Annotated in this window: 11 protein-coding genes; 9 read left to right on the plus strand and 2 right to left on the minus strand. The window is 43.3% G+C overall.

What is annotated here, in order from left to right; all coding sequences use genetic code 11:
• Nucleotides 1-106: 106 nt before the first annotated feature.
• Together GGD38_RS29890 and GGD38_RS29895 are read right to left on the minus strand one after the other, a co-directional pair.
• The gene (locus GGD38_RS29890; RefSeq protein WP_375302584.1) at nt 107-490 is read right to left on the minus strand and encodes a hypothetical protein; all 384 of its coding nucleotides are present in this window, start codon (nt 488-490) and stop codon (nt 107-109) included.
• Nucleotides 491-497: 7 nt separating this feature from the next.
• Complete coding sequence (locus GGD38_RS29895) at nt 498-1,382, minus strand: DMT family transporter (protein WP_375302583.1); 885 nt, start codon at nt 1,380-1,382, stop codon at nt 498-500.
• An 81-nt stretch (nt 1,383-1,463) separates the two neighbouring features.
• On the opposite strand from GGD38_RS29895, the gene GGD38_RS29900 reads away from it, so the two are divergent.
• From GGD38_RS29900 to GGD38_RS29940, 9 genes are all read left to right on the plus strand, one after another.
• Complete coding sequence (locus tag GGD38_RS29900) at nt 1,464-2,333, plus strand: LysR substrate-binding domain-containing protein (RefSeq protein ID WP_375302582.1); 870 nt, start codon at nt 1,464-1,466, stop codon at nt 2,331-2,333.
• A 173-nt stretch (nt 2,334-2,506) separates the two neighbouring features.
• The gene (locus GGD38_RS29905; protein WP_375302581.1) at nt 2,507-5,053 is read left to right on the plus strand and encodes a zinc-dependent metalloprotease; all 2,547 of its coding nucleotides are present in this window, start codon (nt 2,507-2,509) and stop codon (nt 5,051-5,053) included.
• Between the two features lie 89 nt (nt 5,054-5,142).
• Entirely contained in the window at nt 5,143-5,928 is a 786-nt protein-coding gene (locus GGD38_RS29910; protein ID WP_375302580.1) for an HAD family hydrolase, read from the plus strand.
• A 47-nt stretch (nt 5,929-5,975) separates the two neighbouring features.
• Nucleotides 5,976-6,497 carry a DNA-3-methyladenine glycosylase I gene (locus GGD38_RS29915; RefSeq protein ID WP_375302579.1) on the plus strand — a complete coding sequence of 174 codons (522 nt, stop codon included), beginning with the start codon at nt 5,976-5,978 and terminating at the stop codon, nt 6,495-6,497.
• A gap of 8 nt (nt 6,498-6,505) precedes the next feature.
• Entirely contained in the window at nt 6,506-7,549 is a 1,044-nt protein-coding gene (locus GGD38_RS29920; RefSeq protein ID WP_375302578.1) for an aldo/keto reductase, read from the plus strand.
• A gap of 191 nt (nt 7,550-7,740) precedes the next feature.
• Nucleotides 7,741-10,902, plus strand: a complete 3,162-nt coding sequence (locus GGD38_RS29925; RefSeq protein ID WP_375302577.1) for a T9SS type A sorting domain-containing protein — start codon at nt 7,741-7,743, stop codon at nt 10,900-10,902.
• Nucleotides 10,903-10,969: 67 nt separating this feature from the next.
• Nucleotides 10,970-11,728 carry a LytR/AlgR family response regulator transcription factor gene (locus tag GGD38_RS29930; protein ID WP_375302576.1) on the plus strand — a complete coding sequence of 253 codons (759 nt, stop codon included), beginning with the start codon at nt 10,970-10,972 and terminating at the stop codon, nt 11,726-11,728.
• Between the two features lie 103 nt (nt 11,729-11,831).
• The gene (locus GGD38_RS29935) at nt 11,832-12,221 is read left to right on the plus strand and encodes a hypothetical protein (RefSeq protein ID WP_375303921.1); all 390 of its coding nucleotides are present in this window, start codon (nt 11,832-11,834) and stop codon (nt 12,219-12,221) included.
• A 6-nt stretch (nt 12,222-12,227) separates the two neighbouring features.
• Complete coding sequence (locus tag GGD38_RS29940) at nt 12,228-12,620, plus strand: hypothetical protein (RefSeq protein WP_375302574.1); 393 nt, start codon at nt 12,228-12,230, stop codon at nt 12,618-12,620.
• Nucleotides 12,621-12,631: the final 11 nt, after the last annotated feature.

Genomic DNA, 12,631 nt, shown 5'->3' on the forward strand with positions numbered 1-12,631 from the left:
TATTGGTTAATATGAAGGAATAGTATGAATGGACGAACACTGCGTATAACTACATCACGCAATCGATGTAACATTCAATAAAGAAACGGTGAAGATTAAAAGAAGATTAAGCTTGGGGAGGTCTGAACAATGCGCCCGGAACGGTATCAGGATAGTAAACCTGAAGTGAGGGAGATTTTGCATGTATAAAAACTGCCACCGGGGCTGGAGCTTCTATGTGGTGAAAGGAAATATAATAAGAGGAAAAATGAATAACGGTTTGATCTTTAAACGGCAGTTGTTTGTCGCGGCTATCGTCATTGTCGTTGATGTCCTGCCCCCAATAATGCATAGCCAAAAACTCCATCACCGTAACGTTTGCATCGCGCTGGCGATGTTCCTTAAAGTGCTCAAGAAGTACAGGCAGTTTGGTTAACTGCGCCAATTGCAGGTTGTTGAAGGCAATTGCTATAATGACTATATATAAACCAAACTTAGTCACGCGGGGCAAAAGTACATTATTTTAAGGAAAGCTCCTTGCGCACTCTCTTTCTGAATTTGAGCTCAGAGATAATGGTGCCCGCAAAAATGAACAACCCGCCCACTAAAAGCCGCCAGCCAAGCATTTCGTTTAACATAAAGAAGGCGGCTATTGCGGCAATCACCGGCTCAAATAAATATATGATCGATACTTTTTCTGCTGAAATATATCGTTGTGAAATATTAGACACTGTATACATGAATGCAGTGGAAAACAAAGCACAGTATATTATTCCGGGCCAAAACTGGGACTCCTTTGGTAACCAGGTAGCAGTAGGATCTAATGCAGCTATGCAAAGCATGATAACCGTTGAGGTAAGGAACATGGGAACAATAGTGGGAATTATATTACTGGTTGACGAATATTTTTCTACCCTTATTAAATACCACGCAAACGCAATGGCCCCAACAATGGTGTAAAGGTCGCCTATGCCAATGGAGAAGCCGTCTTTTACAGAGATGATGAACAACCCTAACAGGGCTATCAGTGCGGCACACCAAATTTTGAGGCTGACGGTAGTTTTATAGATCACCAATTTTATAATAGGCACCACTACCACACTTATACCTGCAACAAACGCGCATTGCGAAGCAGGCGTATATTTTAGCCCCAGGGTAGTTAAATAAATGGCCAATGTAATTGGAAGCGACAACAGCACGCCGCCCACAAACTCTTTCCTTGTCGTTTTCTTTAAACGTTTAAAAAAAACGATCGCCAATATCAGCGTTGCCAGGGAGAACCGGTAAAATAAAAAAGTAGATTGTGATACACCGTTCACGGCCATCTTGGTAACGGGAAAAGATATTCCCCAAAAAGCGGTGCCAAGTATCAGCAGGCCCATTAATACATTCTTCTTCTCCATGCCACAAAACTATGATGCAGTTTGATGTTCAAAAATGCTAATTTTGGCCCGAATGATGCATAAAATGCATTAATTGTAACGATGACAACGCAACAAATAGCGTATTTTTTACAATTGTCAGAGGAGTTGCATTACTGGCGCACTTCTTACAAGGTAAATACTACCCAGTCGGTGCTTAGTCGCCAGATAAAAGCTTTGGAAGATGAACTACAGGTGCAGCTTTTTATAAGGAGCAACAGAAAAGTAGAATTGAGTGCGGCCGGAAAATTTCTTCAACAGCAATGGAAACCTTTGTTTGAGCAAATAAATGCGGCAGCGTTGTATGCGCGTAAAATTCATCAGGGCGAGGGCGGAAGCATCATCATTAACCATCCCGGGTCCATTAGTTACGATATGCTGCCCGAACTGGTAAGTAAGATCTCGACGGTATTTCCCGATGTAAGGGTTGAATTGATTCAGATAAAACAGAGCCAGGAAGTAGAGATGCTGAAAGCATATGAGCTTGACCTGTCGTATAGCAGAATGCATTATGAAGATGAATTACTCACCTCGAAATTAATACGGCACGACAGCCTGGCGCTTGTTGTTCCATCATCGCATCCGGTTGTAACGGAGGCGCACATTACCGCAGATGCGTTGAAAGATGATCGTTTTATTTTGTCTACGTTAACAGATGGAGAAGCATACCAGTTGAAACTGCAACAGATCTTTACCAGGTACGGGATTGAGCCTAATATCCGGTTCGAATCAGATTTCGGTTCGGTGATAATGGGGCTGGTAGCAAAAGAACTTGGTGTTTCCATCATTCCGTTTTCCTATTCCTACGCCAACCACCCGGGCATCCGGTTTATAAAACTACCGTTCGATGTTCCATTGTATTTGCACTGGCGAAAAGCGGAAGAAAATGCTGTGGTCAAAAATGTTTTAGACCTAATAATGAAGGATCTATAGCTGAAAAAAATATGGATTTTGTTTGTGAAGTTACCCACAAGTCGAATAAAATTGACCGAATCCGGCATTTTACCAGAATATATATGGGGAAATGACATTTCTATTGGAATTATGAGCAAGCTTGCTGAAATTGTCGTAATTACACATAAAACAGCCACATAATAGATCTATTCATGCGAAAGACATTACTACTGTTAAGTACCGGTCTGGTATTAGCTTCAATAGCTACTGCTCAAAAAAAGACACCTGCACCGCTACCAGCGGATACAACCAAAAAGCCGGCTGCTGCTGCCCCCGCACAAAACAACCGCGGCGGCGCGCCAAAAGCAGGCCCCAAGCCTTATTCGGAAGTGATCACGGCGAAAGCCATTTCAAGAAAAGGCATGTTCAGTGTTCATAAAGTGGAAGACCGCCATTTCTTTGAAATTCCCGACTCATTAATAGGTCGCGATATTTTGGCCGTATGCAGAATTTCCCGTTCTGCAGCTGGCTCGCGTGCTCAAATGCTTGGTTATGCCGGTGACCAGGTAGGGGATAATGTGATCAGGTTTGAGAAAGGACCCGATGACCGCATCTTTTTGAAATCGATCTCATATAAAGAAATGAGTTCTGATACTACCGAAAATGGTATGTATACGTCTGTTCTTAATTCAAATTTACAGCCCATCGTAGGCGCGTTTGATGTTAAGGCTTATAATAAAGAAAAAGGGACGGTTGTTATTGATGTAACCGAATATCTGGGCGGCGATAACGACATTCTTTTCTTCGATCAGGGTGTAAAGCGTGCGCTTGGGTTAACAGCCCTTATGGCTGGCAGCTCTTATATTGCCGAGTTGAAAGCGTTCCCTTCAAACGTAGAAGTAAAGACCGTTAAAACATATAATAAAACAGTTGGCGGCGGCCTGCCCGGAATGATGATGGGCGCCGGTACTTCTGCCCCTGCTACCTTTGAATTGAACAGCTCATTGGTGTTGTTGCCTAAGGTGCCCATGAAACCAAGGTATTTCGATTCACGTGTAGGTTACTTCGCTACAGGTTATACCGACTTCGATGCCAATCCGCAGGGAGTGAAGAACATTACCATGATCACCCGTTGGAAGCTGGAACCTAAAGCAGAGGATGTGGAAAAGTATAAAAAGGGCGAGCTGGTTGAACCCAAAGAACCAATCATCTATTACATAGATCCTGCAACGCCAAAAAAATGGGTGCCTTATTTGATCGCTGGCGTAAATGACTGGCAGATCGCTTTTGAAAAAGCCGGATTTAAAAATGCCATTTTTGCAAAAGAAGCGCCAAAGAACGATTCAACCTGGAGTGTAGAAGATGCACGGCACAATGTGATCGTATACAAACCTTCTGATATTCCCAATGCCAGCGGCCCGCATGTACACGACCCACGCAGTGGTGAGATCATTGAAACGCATGTGAACTGGTACCATAATGTAATGAGCCTTGTACATAACTGGTATATGATACAAACGGCGGCTATTGACCCCAAAGCCCGTAAGATGACGTTCGACGATGAACTGATGGGTCAGCTTATTCGTTTTGTTTCTTCGCATGAAGTAGGACATACCCTCGGTCTTCGCCATAACTTTGGATCGTCTTCAACAGTGCCTGTTGAAATGCTCCGCAACAAAGCTTTTGTTGAGGCTAACGGCCATACACCTTCTATAATGGATTACGCCCGTTTTAATTATGTGGCGCAGCCGGAAGATAATATCACCGAAAAAGGTATTTTCCCCCGCATTGGTGATTATGATATGTGGGCTATTGAATGGGGTTATAAATGGAAACCCGAATTCAAAACTGCTGCCGACGAAGCTACCTGGTTAAATAAATGGATCATTGAGCGTGTGGGTGCCAACAAACGCCTTTGGTTTGGTACCGAAACAGATCGTGATGACCCCCGTTGTCAGAACGAAGACCTGGGCGACAATGCCATGAAAGCAAGTGCCTATGGTATCAAAAACCTGAAACGTGTATTGGCCGGTTTGCCTGAGTGGACAAAAGAGGCCAATGAAGGTTATGATAACCTGGCTGATATATACAAAGAACTGGTAGGACAATACAACCGTTATATGGGGCATGTAGCCAAAAATATTGGTGGTATTACAGCAACACCTAAAACAATTGAAGAGGGTGGAGATGTATACGAGTTTACTTCGAAAGCTCGTCAGAAGGAAGCTATGGCCTTTTTGCAGGAGCAGTTGTTTACAACACCTGCGTGGTTGCTCGATTATAAGCTTGTAGGAATTGCCGGTATCAATCCTTCTTCATTGCTGGCAGGTATTCAGGCAAATATGGTTACGCGTTTGCTGAGCCCTGGTACGCTTAATAAACTCGATGTATTTGAACTGTCGAAAGGTGCTGCTGCCTATACTTCTGCAGAGATGATCGGTGATCTTAAGAAAGGCATCTGGAGTGAACTGCCTGCACACAAAGCCATCGATGCACAACGCCGCATGTTGCAAAAAGCATATGTAGAATCATTGATCACCATTTTAGCGCCGCCCCCTGCTGCTGCACAGGTACCTGGTATGGGCCAGTCACAGTCTGGTGGTTCTAAAATGGCAGATGGCTATTCATTGCTGAAAGGCCATGCAAGAAGCCTGATGGCTGAAATAAAAGCTGCTGTTGCTTTGGCGCCTAACCAAACAACCCGCTATCACCTGCAGGATATTGCCGGCAGATTGAGCGATGCACTGGATAAAAAGTAATAGAACAATAGAATATATTACACGGAGCCCCGATTCATCGTCGGGGCTCTTTTCGTTTAATTATTGTTCAATATCTTTGCGTCCTATTTATGATAAAACTTATTGTTACAGACCTTGATGGTACCCTGCTGAACGACAAACACGAAGTACCCGGGCGTTTTTGGGAAATAGCTAACCGCCTGTTTGATAAAGGAATAAAGTTTGGTATTGCTACAGGTCGGCCGCATTTTAGCATCACTGCAAAATTTGAGACCATAGTAGATCAGGTATATGCGATATCAGATAACGGAAGCCGTATTGTTCATGAAAGGACCGATCTGCTTTCGAAATCATTACCGCAGCATGAAATAGAAGCATTGGTAACAACAGGACGTGCTGTTGACAATGCCTGGCCAATACTTTGCGGAAGAGACCATTGGTACCTGGAGAATACAGATGATGCATTAATGAAAGCGACTTTAGCCTATCATAGTAATTTTAAAATTGTAGATGATCTTACAAAAGTAGATGAGGCCATTTTGAAAGTTACTGTGTACGATCTTGCAGGTTCTGAACAAAATAGCTACCCTGCCTATAAACATTTTGAAAACAAACTAAAGTTAGCCGTGGGTGGTGCAAAATGGCTCGATATTATGCGTGCTGATGTTAATAAAGGTGAAGCTGTACAAATCTTACAATCATTACATAATATTAGTCCCGATGAAACGCTGGTGTTTGGCGATTTTATGAATGATTACGAAATGATGAAAACAGCCAAATACAGCTATGCCATGAAAAACGCCAACCCCAAACTTATTGAAGTAGCGAATTTTGTTACCGAGAAGGATAACAATGAGGCAGGCATACTGGAGGTGATAGAGCGTTTGTGTTTTTAGCTACCATTAAAGTATTAACCATGAGCTATTGCAGTTACATACCTTCCATGGAGGAACCCCGCCGCAGCCTTCATAAACACTATCATGATAATCATTATGGATTCCCTATTCATGACGATAATGAACTGTTCGGGCGTTTGATAATGGAGATCAACCAGGCCGGTTTAAGCTGGGAAACAATTTTGAAAAAGGAAGAGGGGTTTAGAAAAGCATATCACAATTTCAATATAAAAAAGGTAGCTGCGTATACCGAAAAAGACCGGGAACGGTTATTGAATGATACCGGAATTATCAGGAACCGTTTAAAGATCAATGCTGCTATTGAAAATGCAAAGACCATTCTGCAACTGCAAAAAACACACGGCAGTTTTGAAAAATGGTTAGAGGCGCATCATCCCAAAACAAAAGAGGAGTGGGTTAAGTTATTTAAAAAGACATTTAAGTTTACCGGCGGTGAAATCGTAAATGAATTTTTAATGAGTATAGGTTTTCTGCCCGGGGCTCATGGTGAAAATTGCCCCATACATAAACAAGTGCTCAAACAAAAACCAATGTGGTTGAATAAATAAGATCAGTTATGGAATATAAACAGTTAGGTAATTCCGGGCTTCGGGTACCGGTGTTGAGTTTAGGTACGGCTACTTTTGGTGGTGGTAATGATTTCTTTAAGGCGTGGGGGAGTACGCAGGTAAATGAAGCGGCGCGGTTGATAGATCTGTGTCTTGATAATGGCATCAATTTCTTTGATACGGCAAACGTTTACTCAACCGGTGCTGCCGAAACTATTTTAGGCAAGGCGCTTGGCAGCAAACGTAGCGAGGTGTTACTTTCTACTAAAGCCACTTTTCCCATGGGCGAGGGGCTGAACGACTTTGGCTCATCGGCCATTCATTTAATAAAAGCCTGTGATGAAAGCCTGAAGCGCCTTGGTACAGATTATATCGATATCTATCACATGCATGGCTTTGATGCGAATACGCCTATTGAAGAAACCTTACGCACGCTTGAGACGCTGATACAAAGTGGTAAGGTGCGGTATATAGCCTGTTCCAACTTCTCTGGTTGGCACTTAATGAAATCCCTTTCTGTTGCTGAGCGGTATGGCTGGTCGAAATACATTGCTCACCAGGTATATTACTCGCTTTTAAACCGCGATTTTGAATGGGAACTAATGCCGCTTGCTATTGATCAAAATGTAGGATCGTTGGTGTGGAGCCCGTTGGCTGCCGGAAAATTAAGTGGGAGGTTCAGGCGCAACCAACCCATGCCGGCAGATTCGCGTGTTGCGCAGGGTGGCAGTCCTGTCGTAAATGACGCTGCCGCAGAAGAGCGTTTGTATAATATTGTTGAAGTGCTTGATGAGGTAGCCGAAGAAACAGGAAAAACGGTAGCCCAGGTGGCGCTTAACTGGGTATTACAACGCCCAACTGTTAGCAGTATCATAATTGGCGCCCGCAATGAAGAACAATTAACGGCAAACATTGCTGCGGCCGGATGGAAGTTGAGCCAGGAACAGATAAAGCGGCTCGATGCAGTGAGTGAAGTGCTGCCTGCATACCCATATTGGCATCAACGGCAATTCCCCATGTTGAATGCCGCACCTCAGTTGTATAAAGATTAAGTATTAAGCATAACGATAACAATTATAGATACATTAAAAACGTCCCGGTAAATTTTAATGTACCGGGACGTTTCTTTTTATTGACTTATTACAAGAAATAAATATTTTATTTATTTCACATGCAATCCTGCCGTTTTAATCGATATTTGGCATAAATATTTAATATTTATAGTAAAACCAACGCGAACTGTATGAGAAACTATACACTGCATACGCTGGTATTTGCCATAATTTTCGTTTGCTCTTTCCTGAACACTACAGCTCAATCTCCCGGTCAAATAGTACGCCGCTCTTCAGCAAGCACTGTGCTCGATCCTAATAGTGATGGATATACTTCTACCAATAGTTCGGGCTTTACTACCAGCGATATAACCCAAAGTGAAATACAGTTCAAAACTATACCGCCTGCCTTTTTGGAACCTATAGGCGACCTGGCCACGGGTCAGTCGGGCAGCTTTACCGACCTGGTAACTGCACCTACCGATAAAACAGGTTTTGTGGCCTATTACGATGGTACCAACCTCATCTTTCGTTTACGGGTGGGCAGCATTAGTAATGGTGCAAAAGGTTACAGTATATTGATAGATGCCGATTTTAAGGCCGGCAATAGTGGTTCGCAGGCCGACCCCAACTATGTGGCGCCTACTTCGCAAGGCACAGGTAATATTGGTTTTGAGTGGGAAGTGCTATTGGCTACAGGTAATTCCACTACCGTTACAGTGTACGAAGCTGATGGAAAGACAGGGCCGGATATTGTGCAGAAATATCAGACAACCAATAGCAACAACTGGCAAATATCAACTGCGCTTACCACCAATTCAAACAACCCCGATTATTTCTACGATTTTTATGTGCCCATATCTGTGTTCACTGGTACTTATGCCATTACCGGCAGCACGCCGTTCAGATTTGTGGCCACTACGGTAAATTCGCCCACATCGGCCCTTACCGGTAGCCGTTCAGACATATTTGGCGTTAATGATGTAAATTATACAAGTACACCCGATGGCTGGCTGGCTGCATTGAACGGTACCCCGCCCATGACACTTACTTCGTTAAGTACAGGTTCGGTAGCCGGCGTTTGTACCAACCCGCCCGTGATCACCAGCAGTTCGGTTGTTATAGGGTCGGGCCAGTCTATTGCTGGTACCTGGGCGCGAAAGGATAACACTATGGATGCGAATGCAACTATCAGTGTATATCGCTATTCTTCTGCAGGTACTTTATTAAATACGTATACTTCTACGAGCGCTTACCCCAGTGGTGTTGCTACCGGCACTGCGTGGACCATTACGGGCATCACAGCCGCTTCAGGTGATTATTTTGTAGCAAAGGCAAAAGGAACCAATGCTACCCTTAATGAATCGGAATGTTTACAATCAAATATTATATATACTACCTGTTCTGCTACTATTAACCCTACGGTTCTTACCAATTCCGGCGCAAAGGGTATTTGTGGAAGTTTAACCACAGGGGCAACTGCCGCACTTATTTATAAAATGGATGCCACCGGAAATACCTTAATGAACCCTGCGAATGCCAATACCACTTATACGGCAACCACTTTTACCTGGTTTACATGTAGTGGTGGCACCAACAATGTAGACAATGGTACTTATATGGTTATTTTAACAGGTTCTGGTTGCCAGTCGACCCCTGTATTTGATTGTATCAGCAGCGGTAACGGTTCTTTGGCGGGCCTCAGTGTAAATACCGGTATTACATTCCCCGCTGCTATTTATCCTTTCAATGATACGCTTGCGGGCGTTGTGCCTACTTCTACAAGTGCGCAGGTGGCAACTTTGTTTATCAATAATGTACTAAAGGCAACAGTAACCATACCGGCCAATACAACCAGCTATGTTTTTAGGGGTTTGAAGCTGAATGCCAATGATAATATTAAAGTCTATTTATCTGGTAACGGTTGTACCGTATATAACAGTACTACAGTTCTTTGTTATAACCAGCCGCCGGTAATTACTACAGATGCCAATGGCAAACTGCTTGCAGGCGCCACTACTATTAGTGGTACTTCGGCAGCCAATGCCAGTATTACATTGAATAGAGTTACTACTACCACCGCCAGCTGGACAACGACCGCCAATAGCAGTGGCGCCTGGTCGGTAACGGTGCCTGCGCTGGTAGCCGGCGATACATACACAGCCACTGTAACGGCAGCCGGTGGTTGTAGTACGGCCAGTGCGGCTTCTTCAACTGCTACTGTAGCCGCTGTAACAACTACTTGCCCGGTCTTCACCTCAACACCATATTCAGACGCCAGTACTATTATTCACGGTACTGTAAATGTAACTACCACGGCAAGTGTTGTTCGGTTATATGTTGATGGGGCCCTGGCGGGGTCGCAAACATTCAATACGCCACCCACAGGTACACAAAACTGGGATATCACTTCATCGTTGCCATTGTATAATGGAGCCGTATTGAAGGCTACTTTTCAATCGGGCGCAACCGGTAGTGAAAAAACAGATTGTACTACCAGCACTGTAATATGTACCTCACCAACAACACCGGGTATTTCGCCCACGTCAACAACCATCTTTGCAGGTCAAAATGTTCCCTATAGCATAACCAGTGCAGTGCCCACCGCCTGGTATGCAGTAAGGGATAATACGGGAAGCAGCTATGCTACCTCTGTTCTCAATGCATCAGCAACCTCTTTTACCTTAACCACTTCTAATTTCAGTACACCTGGTACGTACAATTTGCTGATCTCTGCCGATAAACTAAGCGGTTGTCCCGCCAGTACGGCCGCAGCCACCGTAGTGGTGAATGCCGTTGTAACCCCCGTTCGGTTTGTAAATGTAAGTGCCCGAAAAACCAATCAGGGTAATACCGTAACCTGGCATGTAACAGATGAGGCAGATGTACATCATTATGAAATAGAAAAAAGCCTTGATGGAATAAATTTCGGCGTAATAGGTAGTGTTACATACAAACAGGCAACAGCTGCTGTAAATAAGTACGACTATACAGATGTAAGCGCTTCCAATACAGATAAAGTGTATTACAGGGTTCGCCAGGTCGACAATAACCATTTCTATACCCTTAGTTCAATAGTAATGGTTAAGCCCAATAGTGAGAACTTGTTCCTGGTTTGGCCTAACCCAACTACCGGCCGGGTAAATGTAAATATTTCGGTAAACAACACACAGTCAACCTACGTTGAATTGTTAGACCTTACCGGTAGCAAATTGCTATCAAAACCAGTGCTGCTGGTTGCAGGTATAAATTCAGTCCTGGTAAAAGAACTGAATACATTTACGCCTGGTATTTATATCTTCAAAGTATTTGCCGATGGTAAGAATCATATGCAGAAGATTGTAATTAAATAAAATTTAATCTGATATAAAAGGCAGATAAAAAGAAAGAAAACGGCGCGCATATTGTTATATATACAATATGCGCGTTTTAATTATTGATCCGGACCCACAGGCTGTAAAATATCTTGAAAAATTATTAACTGAGATCGCACCCGAAAAGGAAATAAGCGGTCGTTGCAAGGATATAAAGACCGCTACCCAATGGCTACAGAAGAACCCGCTGCCTAACCTGATCTTCTCTGCAATAGAATTACCCGATGGGTTGAGTTTTGAGGTAATCAACAATCTACAAAAAAAAATACCGGTAATTTTTACATGTGCATCTGACAAATATGCGATAGATGCCTTTAGGGCTAACGGCATCTATTATTTGTTAAAGCCTTTTAAAAATGAAGAATTAACAGCTGCGCTAAACCGGTATGAAACTTTTTTTTCGTCAACAACAAAACGGCAGGCAACCGTAAATGGAAAATCATCGTACCAGGAAAGATTTTTAGTGACCATTGGCCGCCAAATGAAATTGGTACCGGCCGATGAGGTAGCTTATTTTTTTACAGAAAATAAGATCGTATACCTGGTTACTTTTCAGCAGGCAAAATACAATACGGGTTTTACATTGGAGCGTCTTGAACAACAACTGAACCCAACGCTCTTCTTTCGTATCAACCGCCAGTTCATTATTAATATTTCTTCTATAGTAAAACTATTTCCTGCCAGTAAATCGCGAATGAAGGTTGTGTTACAACCTGAAACCATCTATGATACCATTACCAGCTTTGGTCGCACTGAATCATTTTTTAACTGGATGTTAGGTGTTAGTGACCACTCAGCAGGTTAATTCGGCTATCCGGTAGTAAAATTCTACCACTGGGTATTTTGCATCTTTATCATGATAATATCTGCACAGAATTTGAGTGTATATGTACTCATTTACTTATCCAATGAAAACTACAGTGAAACTAGGACTCATTACTACGATCGTTTTAACTGCGCTGTTTGTTGTTACCTGCAAACATGAAATACCGCTGGCCGACAAAAATGACAATAATAACACCGATACCTGCGGTAACATACCATTTACTTATTCCGGCGCGGTTGCTTCCCTTATAACTACTTATTGTACAAGATGCCATGGCGCCACAAGTCCCCGCGGCGGAATTGATTTAAGCAACTATGAGGGTGTTAAGGCGGTTGCCCTTAACGGAAAGCTGCTGGGCACTATTAAAAAGGAAACCGGTTTTAAACCCATGCCGCCCGGAACCACTAAGATCCCCAATTGCCAAATTCGCCAAATTGAAAAATGGGTACAGGCGGGTTCCCTAAATAACTAAACTTATATGAATAATCAACAAAATCATTTCCTGTTGAACAGGAAGAGATGGACTATTATGTCCATCATAACAGTTATGGTCATTTCAAATACCGGCTGTTATTACGACAAGGCGGAATTGTTGTACCCTGGCGGCTCTGTAGACTGTTCTACCATATCGGCCACGTATGGCAAGGTACAGGCTATTATTTCGGGCAAATGCAATACTTCAGGTTGTCACAATGCACGCGATGCTGCGGGTGGAACGGTGCTTGAAACCTATGATCAGGTGAAGGCAAAAGCCAGTCGCATTAACCAGCGGGCCATTGTTGAAAAAACAATGCCACCAGCCGGGCCGCTGTCGACCGCAGATATAGCCATTTTAACATGCTGGATCAGTTCCGGCACACCAAATAACTAAACGATATTTTT

Source organism: Niastella sp. OAS944 (assembly GCA_024809215.1).
Taxonomy (GTDB): domain Bacteria; phylum Bacteroidota; class Bacteroidia; order Chitinophagales; family Chitinophagaceae; genus Niastella.

Excerpts from the sequence above, each read along its gene's own strand:
- GGD38_RS29895 (WP_375302583.1), bottom strand. The coding sequence starts at position 1,382 with ATGGAGAAGAAGAATGTATTAATGGGCCTGCTGATACTTGGCACCGCT.
- GGD38_RS29900 (WP_375302582.1), top strand. The coding sequence starts at position 1,464 with ATGACAACGCAACAAATAGCGTATTTTTTACAATTGTCAGAGGAGTTG.
- GGD38_RS29905 (WP_375302581.1), top strand. The coding sequence starts at position 2,507 with ATGCGAAAGACATTACTACTGTTAAGTACCGGTCTGGTATTAGCTTCA.
- GGD38_RS29910 (WP_375302580.1), top strand. The coding sequence starts at position 5,143 with ATGATAAAACTTATTGTTACAGACCTTGATGGTACCCTGCTGAACGAC.
- GGD38_RS29915 (WP_375302579.1), top strand. The coding sequence starts at position 5,976 with ATGGAGGAACCCCGCCGCAGCCTTCATAAACACTATCATGATAATCAT.
- GGD38_RS29920 (WP_375302578.1), top strand. The coding sequence starts at position 6,506 with ATGGAATATAAACAGTTAGGTAATTCCGGGCTTCGGGTACCGGTGTTG.
- GGD38_RS29925 (WP_375302577.1), top strand. The coding sequence starts at position 7,741 with ATGAGAAACTATACACTGCATACGCTGGTATTTGCCATAATTTTCGTT.
- GGD38_RS29930 (WP_375302576.1), top strand. The coding sequence starts at position 10,970 with ATGCGCGTTTTAATTATTGATCCGGACCCACAGGCTGTAAAATATCTT.
- GGD38_RS29935 (WP_375303921.1), top strand. The coding sequence starts at position 11,832 with ATGAAAACTACAGTGAAACTAGGACTCATTACTACGATCGTTTTAACT.
- GGD38_RS29940 (WP_375302574.1), top strand. The coding sequence starts at position 12,228 with ATGAATAATCAACAAAATCATTTCCTGTTGAACAGGAAGAGATGGACT.